This is a genomic window from Bradyrhizobium sp. SZCCHNR1015, assembly GCF_032489875.1.
Classification (GTDB): Bacteria; Pseudomonadota; Alphaproteobacteria; order Rhizobiales; family Xanthobacteraceae; genus Bradyrhizobium.
In genome coordinates this window covers 284,912-303,446 of sequence record NZ_JAUEYW010000004.1, presented here as the reverse complement: position 1 = coordinate 303,446, position 18,535 = coordinate 284,912, and the positions used below count along the sequence as shown (strand labels likewise).

The following is an 18,535-nucleotide window of genomic DNA, read 5'->3' as shown; positions in this document are numbered from 1 at the left end:
CGACACGAACGACGTGGATGCCCGGCACAAGGCCCGGCATGACCACCGGGAAGATTTCAGGGAGGCACGCCATGAACATGAACATCATGAACGTCGACTACTCGACCAAGATTCCGAACAACGTGAATCTCGCCGAGGACCGCCAGGTCCTCAAGGCGCTGGAAGGCTGGCATCCCGGCTATGTCGACTGGTGGAACGACATGGGCCCGGAAGGCTTCCAGCAGTCGCTCGTGTATCTGCGCACGGCCTATTCGGTCGATCCGCGCGGCTGGGCGAAGTTCGACTACGTCAAGATGCCGGACTATCGCTGGGGTATCCTGCTGGCCCCGCAGGAAGAGGATCGGAAGATTCCGTTCGGCGAGCATTATGGCGAGCCGGCGTGGCAGGAGGTCCCCGGCGAATATCGCGCGCTGATGCGCCGCCTGATCGTGATCCAGGGCGACACCGAGCCGGCCTCGGTCGAGCAGCAGCGCCATCTCGGCAAGACGGCGCCGTCGCTCTACGACATGCGCAACCTGTTCCAGGTCAACGTCGAGGAGGGCCGTCACCTCTGGGCGATGGTCTACCTGCTGCAGAAATATTTTGGCCGCGATGGCCGCGAGGAGGCCGACGAGCTGCTGCGCCGCCGCTCGGGCGATGCGGACAGCCCGCGCATGCTCGGCGCCTTCAACGAGAAGACGCCGGACTGGCTGTCGTTCTTCATGTTCACCTACTTCACCGACCGCGACGGCAAGATGCAGCTGCACAGCCTCGCGCAGTCCGGCTTCGATCCGCTGTCGCGCACCTGCCGCTTCATGTTGACTGAAGAGGCGCATCACATGTTCGTCGGCGAGACCGGCGTCGGCCGCGTCATCCAGCGCACCGTCGAGGCGATGCGGGCCGCCGGCATCGACGATCCCACCGATATCGCCAAGGTCCGCGCGCTCGGCGTCATCGACCTGCCGACCATCCAGAAGAAGCTGAACCTGCACTACACGCTGTCGCTCGACCTGTTCGGCTCGGAGGTCTCGACCAACGCGGCGAACGCTTTCAACGCCGGCATCAAGGGCCGCTATCACGAGACCCAGATCCAGGACGATCACCAGCTCAAGAACTCGACCTATCCGGTGCTCAAGCTGGTCGACGGCGAGATCAAGCGGGTCGACGAGCCGGCGCTGACCGCGCTCAACATGCGCCTGCGCGACGACTACTCGCAGGACTGCATCAAGGGCCTGTTGCGCTGGAACAAGATCATCACCACCGCCGGCTACGACTTCCAGCTCAAGCTGCCGCATACCGCCTTCCACCGCGCCATCGGCGAGTTCAAGGACGTCCATGCGACGCCCGAGGGCATCCTGATCGACGAGGGCACGTGGGCGAAGCGCAAGGGCGACTGGCTGCCCTCGGCCGACGACGGCGCCTACATCGCCTCGCTGATGAAGCCCGTCACCGAGATCGGCGAATACGCGTCGTGGATCGCGCCCCCGAAAGTCGGCATCGACAACAAGCCGGGTGATTTCGAGTACGTGAAGATCGAGACCTGAGACCTGGACCCGGTCTGTTCCCTCCCCCCTTGTGGGGGAGGGCTAGGGAGGGAAGCCGCGGAGACGGTCGTTCGTGGCTTACCCCCCTCTCCACCCCTCCCCCACAAGGGGGGAGGGAGCCGACCTTTCCTTGGGTTACTAATTCGGCCTCAACTATCCCAGCCCGCGCCTGGAATGCCGGGATTCGCGTAGACGATGCCGCCATCGACGGCGATCGTGTTTCCCACCACATAGTCGCCCGCCCGCGACGCCAGGAAGATCGCCGTCCCCGCCATGTCCTCGTCGGTGCCGATGCGGCCCGCGGGCACGCGCGCGGCGACCTCGTCGGCGTTGTCGCGCGCGGCCTTGTTCATGTCGGACTTGAACGGGCCCGGCGCGATCGCGGTGACCACGATGTGGTCCTTGATCAGCTTGGCGGCCATGCGCCGCGTCAGATGGATCAGGCCGGATTTGCTCGCCGCATAGGAATAGGTCTCGAGCGGGTTGACGAAGATGCCGTCGATCGAGGCGATGTTGATGACCTTCGCCGGCCGATCGGCGCTGGCCGCCGCGCGCAACGGCGCCGCCAGCGCCTTGGTCAGGAAGAACGGCGTCTTGAGGTTGAGGTTCATCACCTTGTCCCAGCCGCTCTCGGGAAACTCATCGAAGTCGGCGCCCCAGGCGGCGCCGGCATTGTTGACGAGGATGTCGAGCCTGGGCTCGCGCGTCTTGATCTCGGCCGCGAGCATGTCGATACCCGCCATCGTCGAGATGTCGATCGGCAGCGCGATGCACTCGCCGCCATATTCCGCCGTCAGTGCCTTGGCAGTCTCCTCGCACGGACCGGCCTTTCGCGCCGTGATGTAGACCCGCGCTGCGCCCTGCGCGAGCAGCCCGGATGCGATCATCTTGCCGATGCCGCGCGAGCCGCCGGTGACGAGCGCGGTGCGGCCTTCGAGCGAGAACAGGTTCTTGAGCATGGTGCCTCCCTTTTGCTTATGTCGTGCGCGCTTGTGTGCGGGACGCGCTGGCACTGTCAAGTGAGACGCAGTCGCAAGGATTTGCCGCAATTCATCGGGGGTGTGAAGACGCGGCCTATGCCGCGTCGATGCGGCGGAATCCGTTCCACATCGCGGTCGCGGCGCCCGAGGTCAGCACCGGCAGCACGCGGGCGTCCTGGTAATGGCCGTTCAGCGAGACGCGCGACAGAGCCGTGAGATGATCGGCGCTTTCGGCGAAGATCATGCCGGGCCGGGTGGTGACGGCGGTCTTGTAGCCGCTCGCGGCCGCCAGCACGAATTCGCGCTGCGAGGCGGCGGCGCGGTCGCCGTAGGGGTAGGCCATGTGCAGCACAGGCCGCTGCAACTCGTTCTCGATCCGGGCACGGCTGTCGGCGATCTCGATGCGCGCCGTCTCCTCGGTCTGCTTGGCGAGATTGCAGTGACTGATCGAATGCGCGCCGATCGAGATCAATGGCTCCACCGACAGCGCCCGAAGCTCGTCCCAGGACAGGCAGAGCTCACGGCAGATCGACGCCTCGTCGACGTCGTAGCGCGCGCACAGCGCGCTGATCTCGCGCCGGACGTCGTGTTCGCCCGGCAGTGCGCGCAGCCAGTCGTGCAGGCGCTGGAACGTCACGCATTTGGCTGCCGGCGTCGATGCATCGAGCTGCAACGACAGCCCGCCGATCTTGATGTCGATCGCGTTGGTCTTCGCGACCAGCCGCTCCAGCGTCACCCACCAGAGCCGGCCGTTTCCGGACGCGAAATCGGTGGTCACATAGATCGTGAACGGCGCATCGAACTCGCGCATGACAGGCAGCGCGAAGTCGCGATTGTCGCGATAGCCGTCGTCGAAGGTGAAGCAGGCAAAGCGGCGCGAGAAGTCCTTCGCCATCAGCCGGCTGTGCAACTCGTCGAGAGTGATGATCTCGATGTCGTGGTCGCGCAGGTGCGACAACATCTCGCGCAGGAAATCCGGCGTGACCTCGAGGTGACAATTGGGCTGGAAATCGGCGTCGCGGTGCGGCCGCACATGATGCAGCGTATAGATCGCACCCACGCCCGAGAAGATCGGGCGCAGCCAGACATGCGCGCCGCTCAGATACAGCGCTTCCAGGCCGGCACGGATAAAGGTTTTGCGAAATCGCCTCATCTGAAACATGCGGCCCGGTGAGTGTCGGGACAAGGTTACCGACGAATGATTGAAGAAAACCTTAGCCTGCGGTCGCAACGTACCGTGCGGCGCTCCTCATTTCCGGTTTGACAGGCATGCAAGGGTTTGTTTTCTCTCTGCTTCCTCGATGCGACGGATGACGAATGCGCGGACTTTTCAGGTGGAGCGGGAAATGGTGGCCTGGTGTCATCCCGCTGATCGTGCTTTGGGGCTTCGCGGCCTGGACCAGCACCGTTCCCCTGGAGAATGATCTCGCCGGTCGCAGTGCGGCCGCCCTGAAGGGGGCGGTGCTCGACAGGACGAGCATCACGGTGGATGGCCGCGATGTCTCGCTGCGCGCCAATGCGTTTTCCGAGGCCGGGCGCCGCGATGCCGTCGCCGCGGTCGACGCCGTGGCCGGCGTGCGGCTCGTCAACGACGAGACTCGGCTGGTCCCCGAGGCCAAGCCGTTCGTCTGGTCGGCCGAGCGTGACGTCGTCCGGGTGACGCTGGGTGGCAGCGCGCCGTTGCCCGCCTTGAAGGGCAAGCTGATGGACGCGACCCGGGCGGCGCTGCCGGGCGTGGAGGTCGCTGACCAGATGGGCCTGGCGCGCGGCGCGCCGGCGCGCTTCGAGGATGCGGCGCTGCTGCTGATCGGCCAGATCGCCAAGCTGAAGGACGGCAAGTTCACGATCTCCGACGGCGACGTCACATTGTCCGGCATGGCGCGCGAACTCGGCGGCCGCGAGGCGATCGCGGCAGCGCTCGGAAAGCTGCCTGACGGCTTCAAGGTCGCCAGCAACGAGGTCAAGGCGCCGCCCTATGTCTTCCAGGCCTACAAGGACCCGGTCGCGGTGACCGTGACGCTCGCCGGCAACGTTCCAGACGAGAACATCCACGCCGTCGTCATCGGCTCCTCATCGCGCAAATTCTTCAGCGAGAAGGTCGTGGACAATCTCAAGAACAGCCTCGGCGCGCCGGCCAATTTCGTGAATGCGGTGGTGCCGGCGCTGGGCGCCTTGTCGCGGCTGTCGACCGGCACGCTGGTGGTGTCCGACCGCGACATCAAGATTTCGGGTGATGCGCTTTACGACGCCGCCGCCGCCCAGATCCGGACCGGGCTCGCCAAGGACGTGCCGCAGGGCTGGCAGGTGAAGGCCGAGATCACGGTTAAGCCGGCAGCCGCCCCGGTCGATCCCACGGTGTGCCAGCAGCTGTTCTCCGACCTGCTCGGCAAGGCCAAGATCCGCTTCGAGACCGGCCGCAGCGACCTCGACCGCGATTCCACCGGTCTGCTCGACCGCCTCGTCGAGATCGCGTTCCGCTGCCCCTCCGCCAATGTCGAGATCATCGGGCACACCGATGCTGAAGGCGACTCTGCGGCCAATCAGGTGCTGTCGCAGAAGCGCGCCCAGGCGGTCGTCGATTATCTGGTCAAGGCCGGGCTGCCGGCCGATCGTTTCAGCGCGATCGGCTATGGCAGCACCCAGCCGATCGCGGCCAACGACACCGCCGACGGCCGGGCGCAGAACCGGCGCATCGAATTCGTGGTGAGGTAACGTCATGGCCTATCTCGTTGCCTTTCACTGGGGCTGGCTGGCCGGCGCATTCGCCATCGGGCTGGCGATGGGCTGGGTCGCCGTGGTGCATCGCGCCCCGCGCGTGTCGGGCTGGCTGACCTGGCTGCTGGCGGCGCTGGCCGCCGGCCTGGTCGCGGCGGCCGTGGTCTCCCTGATCCCCGGCCGGGCCGGCTACTGGCTCGAGCTGTTGCTGATCATGTTCGTGCCCTACCTCGTCGGCTGCGCCATCGGCACCTGGCTGCGGGCGCTGGTGGTGATCCGCAGCATGCGGACGAAATCGGCGGCCTGAAACCGCCCACACCGGACTGCACCCGACGCCACCTGCCGAGACTGCGGCGGGCGCGCCCACCGTCCGCGTGCCCAGGTCATCGCAACTGCGAGACACGAAGGTTTGACGAGGCGCGAACCTGTCAAACGCGCAGCTCGCGCTTATCGTTGAGCCATGCCGACCCGCCGAGCCATGGGGCGCCCCGGAAAGCCCGGAGATCCGCGTTCCTCACCAAAGTTTAACCTGGGGTTTGCAGGCTGGCGGGAGCGTGCGCTGACCCGCCGTCCTGCATGATGCCTTGCCTGACGTCTTTGCCTGATGTCTTGCCTCATGTGCGGCAAAACGGTGCATCGCATTTCCGTAAAGCCTGCTAAGTATATCCATGTGTACGCTTTTGTTCGCACGCTCCGTGTTCCCCAATGCGTCGAAACGCGCTACGAGGGCGTTGTATGCGCACATGATGCTGCGGCCTCCGGGGCGCGGCATCCCCGGCCGTCGTGATCGGATCACGGTGAGAGGTGTAGATGCTTGAAGCCATACGCAGAGCGGCCACGTTCCTGCGCGAGAAGCAAGTCCTGCACAAGCTCGGCGTGCTGATCAGCATCGCGGTGATCGCGGTCGCCTGCTACGTCCTCTACCACATGCTGCGCGGCATCGACACCTACGAGGTGCTCGAGGCGATCAAGAGCACGGAGCCTCATCAGATCGCGCTCGCCGCGCTGTTCGTCGCCGCCGGCTATTTCACGCTGACCTTCTACGATCTGTTCGCGGTGCGCGCCATTGGCCACGACCACGTGCCCTACCGCGTCAACGCGCTGGCCGCCTTCACCAGCTATTCGATCGGCCACAATGTCGGCGCCAGCGTCTTCACCGGCGGTGCCGTGCGCTACCGCGTCTATTCGGCCCATGGGCTGAACGCCATCGACGTCGCCAAGATCTGCTTCCTCGCCGGCCTGACGTTCTGGCTCGGCAATGCCGCCGTGCTCGGGCTCGGCATCAGCTATCATCCGGAGGCGGCGGCCTCGATCGACCAGCTGCCGCCCTGGGTCAACCGCATGGTGGCGATCGCGATCCTGGTCGGCCTGTTGGGGTATGTCGCCTGGGTATGGACCAAGCCGCGCGTGGTCGGCCGCGGGCCGTGGACCGTGGTGCTGCCGAGCGGCCCGCTGACCCTGTTGCAGATCGCGATCGGCATCATCGACCTCGGTTTCTGCGCGCTGGCGATGTACGTACTGGTGCCGGACGAGCCCAATCTCGGCTTCGTCGTGGTGGCCGTGATCTTCGTCTCGGCAACCCTGCTCGGCTTCGCCAGCCATTCCCCCGGCGGCCTCGGCGTGTTCGACGCCGCGATGCTGGTCGGGCTGTGGCAGATGGACCGCGAGGAGCTGCTGGCCGGAATGCTGCTGTTCCGGATGCTGTATTATTTGGCGCCGTTCCTCATTTCTGTAATCTTGCTGACGTTTCGCGAGGTTATCATCAGCACGCGGTCGAAGCGGCTGCGGCAGGCCGCGCTCAGCCTCGATCCGGGCCCCCCGCCCGAAGCCGCTTTTGTGAGGAAACGCAGCGATTCCGGTGCCTGACGCCAGTTCAAGGGAACAATCGGACCAGATGGCCCTCGACGCTCCCTCCGACACCTCGCTCTCGATCTTCACCCCCTGGCCGGACCGGCTGCGCCATTCCGCGATCATCCTGCTCGCTGCGGCGCTCGCGCTTGTCGGGCTCGTGCTGCTGGACGAGCTGCTGCCGCTGCGGGCCCTGGCGGTATTCCTGTGCATTGCCGCCGCCGCCCTGGTGCCGTGGCGGCTGCATGGCGCGGTCGCCAAGCGCGAGGAGGAGCGCCACGCCAACCCGGTCGAGGCGCCGGCCGTGAGCGCGGTGGTCGAGGGCATCCCCGATCCCGCCGTGCTGCTCGACCGCGCCGGCCGCGTCATCCACCTCAATGGCGCCGCCGCGCAGCTCGCGCCGGCCCTGCGCAAGGGCGAGCTCGCCCAGTTCGCGCTGCGCACGCCGGAGATCATCACCGCGCTGCGCGAGGCGATCGCCACCACCGAGATCCGTCGCGCCACCTATCACGATCACGTTCCGGTCGATCGCTGGATGGAGCTGATCATCACGCCGGTGCCGGTGCCGACGGCGTTCGGCGGCACCGACAAATGCATGCTGATGACGTTCCACGATCTAACCCCGCTGCGCCGGGTCGAGGAAATGCGCGCCGACTTCGTCGCCAATGCGAGCCACGAGCTGCGCACGCCGCTGGCGGCGCTCTCGGGCTTCATCGACACGCTGCAGGGGCCGGCGAAGGACGATCCGAAGGCGCGCGAGCGCTTCCTCGGCATCATGCACATCCAGGCGACGCGCATGGCGCGGCTGATCGACGATCTCCTGTCGCTGTCGCGGGTGGAGCTGTCGGCGCATGTCCAGCCCCACGCCATGGTCGACGTCGTCCCCATCATCCGCCAGGTCACCGACGGGCTGGAGTCGCTGGCCAGGGAGCGCCAGGTGGTGATCGAGACCAGCCTGCCGGAGGCGCCGGTGACGATCGCCGGCGACCGCGAGGAGCTGCTGCGCGTGTTCGAGAACCTGATCGAGAATGCGCTGAAATACGGCGCCTCGGGCGGGCGCGTGATCGTCTCGCTGGAGCAGGCCGTCTCCGCCGAGAACGCGCCGGAGATCCGGGTCAAGGTGCGCGATTTCGGCCCGGGCATCGCGCCCGAGCATCTGCCGCGCCTGACCGAGCGCTTCTATCGCGTCGATGTCGGCGACAGCCGCGCGCAGGGCGGCACCGGGCTCGGCCTCTCCCTGGTGAAGCACATCCTCAACCGCCATCGCGGCCGGCTGCTGATCGAGAGCGTGCCGCGCAATGGCGCCGCCTTCACGGCCTGCTTTCCGCAGTCGAAGCCCGCGCGGGGCGCCTGATCGGCGGGCGCATCCTGCGGCCCGGCGCAGGCCGGGCACACGTCATCGATCGTTCTGAGTAAGCAGCCGGAGATCACGGGGCGATGTGGAGCATCCTCATCGCCCGTCGCGGCCAACCGCTCAGCGCGTGGTCGACTTCGCCGGCTGGCGGCGGCGGTCGGCCGCAGGCTGATAGGCGACGCGCGAATGCTGCGCGCAATAGGGCAGGCCGGACAGCGCCTTGCCGCCGCAGAAGAAGAAATCCGCGCTCGAGGGATCGCCGACCGGCCAGTGGCAGGTCGCCTCGTTGAGCTCCAGCAGCGACAGCCGCTGGTTCATCGGCACGACGTTGTCGAATGCAACCGGATCGGGCTCCGCCTCGACCTCGAAAACCTGTGCGAGCGCCGTGTTGCCGCGCGCAACCGGGCGTGCCACCCGCATCATCGGCTGGGCCGGGCGGGCCGCCTTGCGCTGGCGCGGTGCCGCGGTGGCCGGGCTCTTGGCGCGGCCGGACAGGCCCAGCCGGTGCACCTTGCCGATCACGGCGTTGCGCGTCACGTTTCCGAGTTCCGCGGCGATCTGGCTGGCCGATAGTCCGGCTTCCCAGAGTTTTTTCAGTTGCTCGACGCGATCGTCGGACCAGGTCAATACGGTCATCGAACCTTTCCCTTCGCGTTGCGCCGGCCAATTCCGGGACGGCGCTGCGATGCTGTCTCAAGAAAATCCCTGGCGGCAGAATCCCTTATCCCTCGCCGGGCGCGCACGAGGCACCCGGACGTTACGCAAACTCAGAGAACTTCGAGAGGGATCAGAACTGCCGCACGAGATGTCGTACTCGACGTCGAAAACGCTACAATATGGCGTGACTCTCGCGCAAGAGTCGGTGGCCGCAGTCCACACATTCCGTGGTTCCCTGTGGCACGTCTCGAGCCGTGTCGTGCGTCCGCAATCTCACGGGCCGGCCCCGCCATGCATCGGCTGACGCGTAGTTGACTCCCACCGCTGCCCGCATACAATAGATGTACGTGCCGCCTTGAAAAGGCGGCACATTTTGTTTTCCAGGGTGGGGTCCCTGATGCGCGATGGCGCCGCGTGGCGCGTGTCTCGGCCGGCCCGTCAGCTCATGTGATCCGCCATGACCAGTGTTGCCGCTACGCATCTCCTCCCCGTATTCGCCCGGGTCGATCTTTCGTTCGAGCGCGGCGAAGGCGCGTGGCTGATCGCGACCAATGGCGATCGCTATCTCGATTTCACCTCGGGCGTCGCCGTCAATTCGCTCGGCCATGCGCACCCGCATCTGGTCAAGGCGCTGCAGGAACAGGCGGCCAAGCTCTGGCACATGTCGAACCTGTTCAAGAGCCCGGATGGCGAGCGCCTCGCCGCGCGGCTGTGCGAGCAGAGCTTTGCCGACTACGTGTTCTTCGCCAATTCCGGCGCCGAGGCGATGGAAGGCGCGATCAAGATCACGCGCAAATATCACGCCGCCAAGGGCCATCCCGAACGCTACCGTATCATCACCTTCGAAGGCGCGTTCCACGGCCGCACGCTGGCGACGCTCGCCGCGACAGGTTCCGCGAAATATCTCGACGGCTTCGGTCCGCCGATGGACGGCTTCGATCAGGTTCCGTTCGGCGACATCGAAGCGGTGAAGAAGGCAATCGGTCCGCACACCGCCGGCATCCTGGTCGAGCCGGTGCAGGGCGAGGGCGGCGTGCGCACCGCGCCGCTGCCGTTCTACAAGGCGCTGCGCCAGCTCTGCGACGACAACGGTCTGTTGCTCGTCATCGACGAGGTCCAGACCGGCATGGGCCGCACCGGCGATCTGTTTGCGCATCGCTGGCTCGGCGTCACGCCGGACGTGATGTCGCTGGCCAAGGCGCTCGGCGGCGGCTTTCCCATCGGCGCCGTGCTCGCCACGGCCGAGGCCGCGTCGGGCATGACGCCGGGCTCGCACGGCTCGACCTTCGGCGGCAATCCGCTGGCGGTCGCCGCGGCCAACGCCGTGCTCGACGTGATGCTGGCGCCCGGCTTCTTCGATCACGTCCGCAGGATGTCGCTGCTGTTGAAGCAGAAGCTTGGTGCCGTCCTCGATCGTCATCCCGACATCATCTCCGAGATCCGCGGCGAGGGCCTTCTGATCGGCGTCAAGGCGGTGGTGCCGTCGGGCGATCTGGTCGCGGCGCTGCGCGATCAGAAGCTGCTCACGGTGGGCGCCGGCGACAACGTCGTGCGCTTTCTGCCGCCGCTGATCGTCAACGAATCCGAAATCGAACAATCGGTCGAGATGCTCGATCGCGCCTGTGCGGCGCTGTCGGGCAAGCCTGCCAGGCAGGCGGCCGCATCATGAGCAAGACCATGGGCAATACGCCGCGTCATTTCCTCGATCTCACCGAGATGCCGGTCGAGGAGCTGCGCAACGTGCTGGCGCTGTCCAGCGCGATGAAGAAGACCTTGAAGGCGCGCGAGCCGGCGAAGAAGCCGCTCGAGGGCAAGGTGCTGGCGATGATCTTCGACAAGCCGTCGACCCGCACCCGCGTGTCGTTCGACGTCGGCATGCGCCAGCTCGGCGGCGAGGCGATCATGCTGACCGGCACCGAGATGCAGCTCGGCCGCGGCGAGACCATCGCCGACACCGCGCGCGTGCTGTCGCGCTATGTCGACGCCATCATGATCCGCATCCTCAGCCACGAGGCGCTGCTCGAGCTCGCCGCGCACGCCACCGTGCCGGTGATCAACGGCCTGACCCGGCGCTCGCATCCCTGCCAGGTGATGGCCGACGTGATGACCTTCGAGGAGCATCGCGGTTCGATCGAGGGCCGCACCGTGGCCTGGACTGGCGACGACAACAACGTGCTGGCGTCCTGGGCGCATGCCGCCGAGCGCTTCAAGTTCCGGCTCAACGTCGCCACCCCGCCGCAGCTGTCGCCGGGCAAGCCGATGAAGGATTTCATCCGCGCCACCCGCGCCGACATCCATCTCGGCCACGACCCGGAAGTGGCCGTGGCGAATGCCGACTGCGTCGTCACCGACACCTGGGTGTCGATGGGCGACAAGGACGGCGAGCATCGCCACAACCTGCTCAAGCCGTATCAGGTCAATTCGAAGTTGATGTCCTTGGCCAAGCCCGAGGCGCTGTTCATGCACTGCCTGCCCGCCCACCGCGGCGAGGAGGTTACCGACGAGGTGATCGACGGCCCGCAGTCCGTCGTCTTCGACGAAGCCGAAAACCGCCTGCACGCCCAGAAGGGCATCCTGGCGTGGTGCTTCGGCGAGCGGGCGTAGGGTTCGACGGCGCTACACCACAATTGTCGTCCCGGCCTTGAGCCGGGACCCATACCGCGTGATCGAACTGGTTTGCAGCGGTGGCCGTTGCTCTGCTTAGTTGTCGGGATCGTGGTTCGTTCGTCAAGGCCTGGTGTGGGCTACAAGACGAGTGACTACTACCGACGTCCCTCGATAGCATCCGCGGTATGGGTCCCGGCTCAAGCCGGGACGACAGCCGGGGGGTGCCCTTCCATTCGTGCCAAAAAACCCCAAATACGCCCCATGACAGCCAATCCCCCCGCTACCAACATCAACCTCGACACCAGCCGCGCGCCCTCGGCGGTGCCGGTCGACGACGCCGTGCTGCCGTTCGAAGTCGCGGCGCTCGATCTGCGCGGGCGGCTGACCCGCATGGGCCCGGCGCTCGACGACATCCTCACCAAGCACGCTTATCCCGCGCCCGTGGGCAAGCTGCTCGGCGAAGCCATCGTGCTGACGACCCTACTCGGCTCCTCGCTGAAGTTCGACGGTCGCTTCATCCTGCAGACCCAGACCGATGGTCCGGTCTCGTTTCTGGTTGTCGACTTCCAGGCGCCCGACCGGTTGCGCGCTTACGCACGCTATGACGAGGCGCGGCTCTCGGAAGCGAAGGACTCCGGCGGCCTGCTCGGCAAGGGCCATCTGGCGATGACCATCGACCAGGGCGCCGACATGAGCCGCTACCAGGGCCTCGTCGCGCTCTCCGGCGGCAGCCTGGAGGAGGCCGCGCACGAATACTTCCTCCGCTCCGAGCAGATCCCCACGCGGGTGCGCCTCGCCGTCGGCGAGGAGTGGAGCGGCGGCAAGCACCGCTGGCGCGCCGGCGGCCTGCTGACGCAATTCCTGCCGCAGGCGCCCGAGCGCCTGCGCCAGGCCGATCTGCATCCCGGCGATGCGCCGGAGGGTACCGAGCTGCACGCGGTCGAGGAAGACGAGGCCTGGATCGAGGGTCAATCGCTGGTCGCGACCGTCGAGGATATCGAGCTGATCGACCCGGCGCTGTCCGGCGAGCGGCTGCTGTATCGCCTGTTCCACGAGCGCGGCGTGCGCGTGTTCGACACCGTGCCGCTGCAGGCGCGCTGCTCCTGCTCGCGCGACGCGGTCGCCAACATGCTGAAGAGCTTCTCGTCCCAGGACCGCGCCGACATGGTCAAGGACGACAAGGTCGTCGTCACCTGCGAGTTCTGCTCCTCGGTCTATCAGTTCACCCCGCACGAGGCGGGCGTGACGGAGAACTAGGCCGTCGATTCACGACGCGACGGCCCGGCAGGAGTGATTGGACGGCCGGCGATGCCCCAGCGAGCGATGCCGCAAGGCGTGATGCGCAACAGGGCGCCGGATCGTGACGCGATGGGATGGAGTCGCATTACTGATCAGTTCGCACAAACCTCGCGACAAGCGCCTCCAGCAATATGTCGCTCGACCGCTTGATCTCGGCGGCCGGCACGTCCTGCAAGAACAGGGTCAGAACGCCGTTCGAAGCCGCCCAGATCGTTCGTGACGCGGTGTCCACGTCGGTCGTCAAACGCCCTTGGGCTTCAAGCCGCTCGACCACCGCCCGCATGAGTCCGAAAGCCTCTCTGGACGCGCCTGGGTCCGACCGGGTTTGATCGATCATCATGCGGAACAATTTTGGTCGTTCGAGTGCGAAAGCGATCCAGCCGTTCCAGCCGCGCTTCAGATCGGCGAGGGCGTCAGCGGTGTGACGGTTGGTCCGCTTCTGTGTCATGAACGTCTCGACCCCCCGCAAGACCAGGGCACGCAGCAATCCGCTCTTGTCACCGAAGTGGTGATAGAGCGTTGGCGCGGTGACGCCCGCCGCTTGGCACACCGCCCGCGTCGTCACGGCTTCGGGGCCCTGCCGTTCCAGGATTTCAGCGGCGGCGGATAGAATCTGATCTTCGGTCGACATCGACTGTCCCTGACGGATCTTGCATTGGCCTATAGCGGTGCTATATGAGTGCTATAGCAACGCTATAGGGGTAGCATGAAAAACGTCTTTGTCACAGGCGGCTCCGGCTTCGTCGGCAAGCGCCTCATCGCGCGGTTGCGGGAGATGAATGTGCGAGTGGTCGCGCTGGTTCGCAGCGACGAGGCGGCGGCGGCCGTCGAGGGCCCGGGTGTCGTGACCCGTCGGGGCGACCTTCAGGATGAGATGGCGCTGACCGAAGGTATGCAAGGGTGCGACACGGTCTTTCACGTGGCCGGGCACTTGAGCGAGTGGGACCCTCATACGCTGTTTCGCGAGGCCAATGTTGACGGCACGCGCAAGATGCTGGCCGCCGCCAAGGCGGCTGGCGCATCGACATTTGTCGCCGCCGGAGCCGCCGCGGTGGTGATGGGACGTCCGAAGCCGATGAGGGACGTCAGCGAGGATGCGACGCTGCAAAGGCCGTCCTGGGCGCCCTACATCGCGACCAAGGCGGACGCCGACCAGATGGTGCGGCAGGCCAACACGGCTGCGTTTCGCACGATCGTGGTCCGGCCGCCGCTGATCTGGGGCGAGGGGATGCCGATGCTCGATGCCATGGTCGAAACCGCGAGGGCAGGTCATTTCGCGCTGCCCGACGGCGGTGGACAGCTCATGTCCACGAGCCACGTCGACAATGTCGTCGCATGCCTGCTATTGGCGGCCGAAAAAGGCCGGGGCGGGCAGGCCTACCATGTCACCGACGGGCAGGCCGGCACGCTCAAGCAGGTGATCACCGATCTGCTCGGCACCCGGGACGTTCCCCCCATCCAACGATCCGCACCGTTCGGCATCGCCTGGCGCATGGCGGCCGTCATGGAGACCGTCTGGCGCATGTTTCATCTGCGCTCCAAGCCGCCGATCACGCGCCAGACACTGCGCATGATCGGCCAGGATTTCACGCTCGACATCAGCAAGGTGCGAAGCGACCTCGGCTACACCCCGGTCGTGACCTGGGCCGAAGGCATCGCGCGCATGCGGGGATGATCGAAGGGCGTCGCGCTGGCGGCACGGTGGCCCCGACGGCGCCTCCGAGCGTGATCGCGTTCCCACGATCGCGAGCGGTGGTCGCGGGCGGTGGGCACGGCGCCGTGCACTTGTGCCTCTATCGTCGGGCCTCCAAGTGCCTTTTGCCCGCCCTATGGTCCGGTGCTTCGTCGCTATTAGTTCATCCTGGATCGTGCCGACCGCACTGCCCGTCGCGCTCCTTTGTCGCAGCAACAAACAACTTGTGTCGTCGGGCAAATCACTGGCACATTTCCGCGCGTCTCTGCTGCCGCATGAGGGGCGTTTCGCGACCGTCACGAACCGTTGGCAGTGGGATGCGATGGGCGTGTATTGCCGGAGCGTGGATCAGTCCGCGCGGACGAACGGCGATGCACGCACGGTCAAGTCGCGCGGTCCTGATATCCCGACGCTGATATCAACTCACGCCGGAGCTTTCGCTTCGCGTGGGGATGGTGGCCAGAAAGCACGGCGCACCAGGGAGAACGCGAAGCAGCCGTTAAAACCGATCGCGCAGGGAGGGCCGGGTCGTTCCGGCTGAACCTGTGGTACCTGCCGCCTGCATTCTTTTCGCAGGCGGGCCACGGGCCTCAGCCGAGGCCCGGCCTTCCCTGCGCCCTCTGCTTTGAGAGGGCGAACGAATCGACAAAGCTCGGGCGCGGGATGCGTCGCGAGAACGCGAAGTGCTGTGACGTCAGTCAGAGAGGGGCGGTGTGACGCAATCTCGCTTCGACAGAAATGGTTTCGTCCCCGCCTAGTGCGCAATTGCGCACGTCGCGCGGGGAACCATAACCACAGGGTCTTGTGGTGAAACGGCATCGTCGCTCCAGCCGTCGCCAAACTGCACACTGTGGTTATGGGTCCCGGGTCGGCGCATCCGCCAACGCTGGCGCGTTGTCGGACGCTTGCCCGGGACGACAGCTGAGCAGAAGTCAGCGGGTGTGCCGGGCCGATACGCGATGAACGTTGAAAGCCAAGTACAAAAATGCGGGTGCACGATCGGTCATCAGCCGAACCAAGTGCACGCTCGGCTAATTCAACACCCGCTTGCCGCCGTCCGGGCTGTCGAGCGAAAACGCCGGCACAGCGATGTCGAAGTGCTCGCCGCTCTCGCTCTCCATCTGGTAGGAGCCGGCCATGAAGCCGGACGCGGTGGTGAGCGGCACGCCGGAGGTGTATTCGAAGCGCTCTCCTGGCGCGAGCACCGGCTGCTCGCCGACCACGCCCTCGCCGCGCACCTCCTGCTGCCGGCCGATCCCGTCGGTGATGATCCAGTGGCGGCTGCGCAGCCGCACCGTCTCCTCCCCGCTGTTGGTGATGACGACGGTATAGGACCAGAACCAGCGGCCATCGGCCACCGAAGACTTCTCAGGCAGGAAGTTCGGTTCGACGGTCACTTCGATGTGGCGAGTCACGGCGCGATACATGGTGGCATTGTAGCGGAAACCCGCGCCGGAACCAATCGCGACGCCATCGTGCTTTCAACACAGTTCCGCATTATGGCACCAGAATCGCGGACTCTGTCGGCCGTACGCGCGGTCCGTTCCTTGGACTCGGATCGGGCGCGGCCGGCAGACCCTGGCGGCGATCGACCTGTCCTGCGTCGTGCGATCGCCCACCAGCTGGCCGCCAAGGTCGAAAAACTGGGCACGGCTCAGCTGATAAGTCCTTCATCGCTTGCGCAAAAACTGCGCGGCCCTACATTTCCCCTGCCGGGCCTCGAAGGCTGGCAGCCTTGACGCGGTGCCTGATGACGTCGATTGCCGATCGCCTTGCCGGACCGTCCGCCCCCGCAGCCAGCGCCGCGCCCGCGCCGGCTGCGGAGACCGCCGCCGCGGCGAGCGCGGCTGCACCTGTGGTTGCATCGGCATCAGCATCCGCCGTCGCGGCCGCGCCGGCCGCCACTGCTGCACCCGCCACCACCGCTGCTCCGGCGATCACCTTCCCGGCGGTCGGCGAGCGCGAGCTGCGGCTCGACCTGTTTCGCGGGCTGGCGCTATGGCTGATCTTCATCGACCACCTGCCGCCGAACCTGCTGACCTGGTTCACGATCCGCAACTACGGCTTCTCCGACGCCACCGAGATCTTCATCTTCATCTCCGGCTACACGGCGGCATTCGTCTATGGCCGGGCGATGCAGGATGCCGGCTTCATCGTCGCCACCGCGCGCATCCTGCGCCGCGTCTGGCAGATCTACGTCGCCCATGTCTTCCTGTTCACGATCTTCCTCGCCGAGATCTCCTACGTCGCGACCAGCTTCGAGAACCCGCTCTACACCGAAGAGATGGGGATCATGGATTTTCTCAAGCAGCCGGACGTGACCATCGTGCAGGCGCTGATCCTGCGCTTCCGCCCCGTCAACATGGACGTGCTGCCGCTCTACATCGTGCTGATGCTGTTCCTGCCGCTGATCCTGTGGCTGATGCGCTGGCGTCCGGATGTCACGCTCGGGCTCTCGGTCGTTCTCTACGCACTCACCTGGGAGCTCGATCTCTATCTGACGGCCTATCCGAACGGCTTCTGGGCGTTCAACCCGTTCGCCTGGCAGCTCCTGTTCGTGTTCGGTGCGTGGTGCGCGCTCGGCGGTGCTCATCGCATGTCGCGCATCATCAACTCGCCGATCACGCTCGGGCTCTGCGTCGCCTATCTGGTCGCGGCGTTCTGCGTGACCTTGACCTGGTACATCCCGCAGCTCGGCCATCTGATGCCGCGCCGAATCGAGCAGTGGATGTATCCGATCGACAAGACCGACCTTGACGTGTTGCGCTTCGCGCATTTCCTCGCACTCGCAGCACTCACCGTGCACTATCTGCGCAAGGATTGGCCGCTGTTGAAGTCGCCGTGGCTGCGCCCGCTGATTGTTTGTGGGCAACACTCGCTCGAGATCTTCTGTCTTGGCGTATTTCTGGCGTTTGCGGGCCACTTCGTCCTTGCCGAAGTGTCCGGCGGCGCCATGATGCACGCGGTGATCAGCCTTTGCGGCATCCTCATCATGTGGGGGGTGGCGTCGTTGATTTCGTGGTACAAGCGTGAGGCCGATAAGGGCGCCGCGCGAAAAGGTGCGCGCAGCAACGCCGATCTGGCGGGAGGGGGCTGATGAAGTCCGTCTCGTGGTTAAGGTTTGGTATCGCGGCGCTGGCTGTTTCGCTGGCGGCCTCCGCGCGCGCGGAAGACGCGCCGCAGAACTGCGAGGTGCCGGCCTACCTGCTGACCACCGAGAGCCCGCTCCCGAAGGTTGCAGACGCCGTCAAGAACGGCCGCACACTCGATATTCTCGTCGTCGGAAGCCGCTCGTCCTCGATCGTCAACACCTCCGACGCCAATGCGTACCCCGCCCGTCTGCAGGCTGCGCTGAAGGACAAGCTGCCGGCGGTCGCCGTCAATCTCAGCATCGAGCTGCAGCCCAAGAAGACGGCCGAGGAAGTCGCGGGCAATCTCGTTAAACTGGTGGAAGGAAAAAGGCCTAATTTGGTCATCTGGCAGACCGGCACGGTCGACGCCATGCGGTCGATCGATCCTGATGAGTTCCGGCAGGCGGTCGACGACGGTGTGGCGACGCTGCAGAAAGCAGGAGCTGACGTCGTCTTGATGAATCTGCAATACAGTCCGCGGACGGAAACATTGATCTCCGTGCCGCCCTATGTCGACAACATGCGTGTGGTGGCGCAGCACCGCGACATTCCGCTGTTCGATCGGTTTGCCATCATGCGGCAGTGGAACGAGCAGGGCGATTTCGACCTGTTCAATCCGACGCACGGGGTCGAGCTGGCCAGGCAGGTTCATGACTGCATCGGCCGGGCGCTGTCGAAGTTCATCATCGACGCGGCGCATATCGGGCCGGCGCAGCAGAACTAGGATT

16 protein-coding genes are annotated in these 18,535 nt (G+C 65.9%); 11 read left to right on the top strand and 5 right to left on the bottom strand.

Annotated features, from left to right (window positions below):
- Positions 1-71: 71 nt before the first annotated feature.
- On the top strand, positions 72-1,523 hold the full coding sequence (boxB, locus tag QX128_RS09820; RefSeq protein WP_316237354.1) for a benzoyl-CoA 2,3-epoxidase subunit BoxB: 1,452 nt from the start codon (positions 72-74) through the stop codon (positions 1,521-1,523).
- Between the two features lie 149 nt (positions 1,524-1,672).
- On the opposite strand, the gene QX128_RS09815 is transcribed toward boxB, so the two are convergent.
- Positions 1,673-2,482 (bottom strand): SDR family oxidoreductase, encoded by an 810-nt coding sequence (locus tag QX128_RS09815; protein ID WP_316237353.1) that lies wholly within the window; start codon positions 2,480-2,482, stop codon positions 1,673-1,675.
- 115 nt (positions 2,483-2,597) lie between these two features.
- A complete protein-coding gene (locus QX128_RS09810; protein WP_315801601.1) occupies positions 2,598-3,656 on the bottom strand; it encodes a polysaccharide deacetylase family protein in 1,059 nt (352 codons plus the stop codon).
- Between the two features lie 164 nt (positions 3,657-3,820).
- Here QX128_RS09810 and QX128_RS09805 point away from each other — a divergent pair, with 164 nt between their 5' ends.
- The 4 genes from QX128_RS09805 (at position 3,821) to QX128_RS09790 (ending at position 8,420) form a co-directional block, all read left to right on the top strand.
- Positions 3,821-5,215 carry an OmpA family protein gene (locus QX128_RS09805; RefSeq protein ID WP_315801600.1) on the top strand — a complete coding sequence of 465 codons (1,395 nt, stop codon included), beginning with the start codon at positions 3,821-3,823 and terminating at the stop codon, positions 5,213-5,215.
- A gap of 4 nt (positions 5,216-5,219) precedes the next feature.
- Positions 5,220-5,525 (top strand): hypothetical protein, encoded by a 306-nt coding sequence (locus tag QX128_RS09800; protein WP_315801599.1) that lies wholly within the window; start codon positions 5,220-5,222, stop codon positions 5,523-5,525.
- A gap of 503 nt (positions 5,526-6,028) precedes the next feature.
- Positions 6,029-7,084 (top strand): lysylphosphatidylglycerol synthase domain-containing protein, encoded by a 1,056-nt coding sequence (locus QX128_RS09795; RefSeq protein WP_315751236.1) that lies wholly within the window; start codon positions 6,029-6,031, stop codon positions 7,082-7,084.
- Positions 7,085-7,112: 28 nt separating this feature from the next.
- The gene (locus QX128_RS09790) at positions 7,113-8,420 is read left to right on the top strand and encodes an ATP-binding protein (RefSeq protein ID WP_316237352.1); all 1,308 of its coding nucleotides are present in this window, start codon (positions 7,113-7,115) and stop codon (positions 8,418-8,420) included.
- Between the two features lie 120 nt (positions 8,421-8,540).
- On the opposite strand, the gene QX128_RS09785 is transcribed toward QX128_RS09790, so the two are convergent.
- Positions 8,541-9,056 carry a GcrA family cell cycle regulator gene (locus QX128_RS09785; protein ID WP_315717142.1) on the bottom strand — a complete coding sequence of 172 codons (516 nt, stop codon included), beginning with the start codon at positions 9,054-9,056 and terminating at the stop codon, positions 8,541-8,543.
- Positions 9,057-9,534: 478 nt separating this feature from the next.
- On the opposite strand from QX128_RS09785, the gene QX128_RS09780 reads away from it, so the two are divergent.
- The 3 genes from QX128_RS09780 (at position 9,535) to QX128_RS09770 (ending at position 12,941) form a co-directional block, all read left to right on the top strand.
- Complete coding sequence (locus QX128_RS09780; protein ID WP_316182001.1) at positions 9,535-10,746, top strand: aspartate aminotransferase family protein; 1,212 nt, start codon at positions 9,535-9,537, stop codon at positions 10,744-10,746.
- Between the two features lie 8 nt (positions 10,747-10,754).
- Positions 10,755-11,681, top strand: a complete 927-nt coding sequence (gene argF / locus QX128_RS09775; protein ID WP_315801770.1) for an ornithine carbamoyltransferase — start codon at positions 10,755-10,757, stop codon at positions 11,679-11,681.
- A gap of 264 nt (positions 11,682-11,945) precedes the next feature.
- On the top strand, positions 11,946-12,941 hold the full coding sequence (locus QX128_RS09770) for an Hsp33 family molecular chaperone (protein WP_316181999.1): 996 nt from the start codon (positions 11,946-11,948) through the stop codon (positions 12,939-12,941).
- Between the two features lie 127 nt (positions 12,942-13,068).
- On the opposite strand, the gene QX128_RS09765 is transcribed toward QX128_RS09770, so the two are convergent.
- A complete protein-coding gene (locus QX128_RS09765) occupies positions 13,069-13,614 on the bottom strand; it encodes a helix-turn-helix domain-containing protein (RefSeq protein WP_316181998.1) in 546 nt (181 codons plus the stop codon).
- Between the two features lie 75 nt (positions 13,615-13,689).
- Between QX128_RS09765 and QX128_RS09760 the strand changes: the two genes are divergently transcribed.
- Positions 13,690-14,658, top strand: coding sequence for an NAD-dependent epimerase/dehydratase family protein (locus tag QX128_RS09760; RefSeq protein ID WP_316237351.1), 969 nt, complete (start codon positions 13,690-13,692; stop codon positions 14,656-14,658).
- Positions 14,659-15,707: 1,049 nt separating this feature from the next.
- On the opposite strand, the gene apaG is transcribed toward QX128_RS09760, so the two are convergent.
- The gene (gene apaG / locus QX128_RS09755; RefSeq protein ID WP_315801592.1) at positions 15,708-16,103 is read right to left on the bottom strand and encodes a Co2+/Mg2+ efflux protein ApaG; all 396 of its coding nucleotides are present in this window, start codon (positions 16,101-16,103) and stop codon (positions 15,708-15,710) included.
- Positions 16,104-16,426: 323 nt separating this feature from the next.
- Between apaG and QX128_RS09750 the strand changes: the two genes are divergently transcribed.
- The gene (locus QX128_RS09750) at positions 16,427-17,773 is read left to right on the top strand and encodes an OpgC domain-containing protein (protein ID WP_316237350.1); all 1,347 of its coding nucleotides are present in this window, start codon (positions 16,427-16,429) and stop codon (positions 17,771-17,773) included.
- Positions 17,773-18,531 (top strand): SGNH/GDSL hydrolase family protein, encoded by a 759-nt coding sequence (locus QX128_RS09745; RefSeq protein ID WP_315801590.1) that lies wholly within the window; start codon positions 17,773-17,775, stop codon positions 18,529-18,531. Before QX128_RS09750 ends, QX128_RS09745 begins: the two co-directional genes overlap by 1 nt.
- Positions 18,532-18,535 lie beyond the last annotated feature (4 nt).

Coding starts and splice junctions, on each gene's coding strand:
- QX128_RS09815 (WP_316237353.1), bottom strand. CDS start 2,482: ATGCTCAAGAACCTGTTCTCGCTCGAAGGCCGCACCGCGCTCGTCACC.
- QX128_RS09770 (WP_316181999.1), top strand. CDS start 11,946: ATGACAGCCAATCCCCCCGCTACCAACATCAACCTCGACACCAGCCGC.
- QX128_RS09810 (WP_315801601.1), bottom strand. CDS start 3,656: ATGAGGCGATTTCGCAAAACCTTTATCCGTGCCGGCCTGGAAGCGCTG.
- QX128_RS09760 (WP_316237351.1), top strand. CDS start 13,690: ATGAAAAACGTCTTTGTCACAGGCGGCTCCGGCTTCGTCGGCAAGCGC.
- QX128_RS09780 (WP_316182001.1), top strand. CDS start 9,535: ATGACCAGTGTTGCCGCTACGCATCTCCTCCCCGTATTCGCCCGGGTC.
- QX128_RS09800 (WP_315801599.1), top strand. CDS start 5,220: ATGGCCTATCTCGTTGCCTTTCACTGGGGCTGGCTGGCCGGCGCATTC.
- QX128_RS09805 (WP_315801600.1), top strand. CDS start 3,821: ATGCGCGGACTTTTCAGGTGGAGCGGGAAATGGTGGCCTGGTGTCATC.
- QX128_RS09795 (WP_315751236.1), top strand. CDS start 6,029: ATGCTTGAAGCCATACGCAGAGCGGCCACGTTCCTGCGCGAGAAGCAA.
- QX128_RS09785 (WP_315717142.1), bottom strand. CDS start 9,056: ATGACCGTATTGACCTGGTCCGACGATCGCGTCGAGCAACTGAAAAAA.
- QX128_RS09765 (WP_316181998.1), bottom strand. CDS start 13,614: ATGTCGACCGAAGATCAGATTCTATCCGCCGCCGCTGAAATCCTGGAA.
- boxB (WP_316237354.1), top strand. CDS start 72: ATGAACATGAACATCATGAACGTCGACTACTCGACCAAGATTCCGAAC.
- QX128_RS09790 (WP_316237352.1), top strand. CDS start 7,113: ATGGCCCTCGACGCTCCCTCCGACACCTCGCTCTCGATCTTCACCCCC.
- argF (WP_315801770.1), top strand. CDS start 10,755: ATGGGCAATACGCCGCGTCATTTCCTCGATCTCACCGAGATGCCGGTC.
- QX128_RS09750 (WP_316237350.1), top strand. CDS start 16,427: ATGACGTCGATTGCCGATCGCCTTGCCGGACCGTCCGCCCCCGCAGCC.
- QX128_RS09745 (WP_315801590.1), top strand. CDS start 17,773: ATGAAGTCCGTCTCGTGGTTAAGGTTTGGTATCGCGGCGCTGGCTGTT.
- apaG (WP_315801592.1), bottom strand. CDS start 16,103: ATGTATCGCGCCGTGACTCGCCACATCGAAGTGACCGTCGAACCGAAC.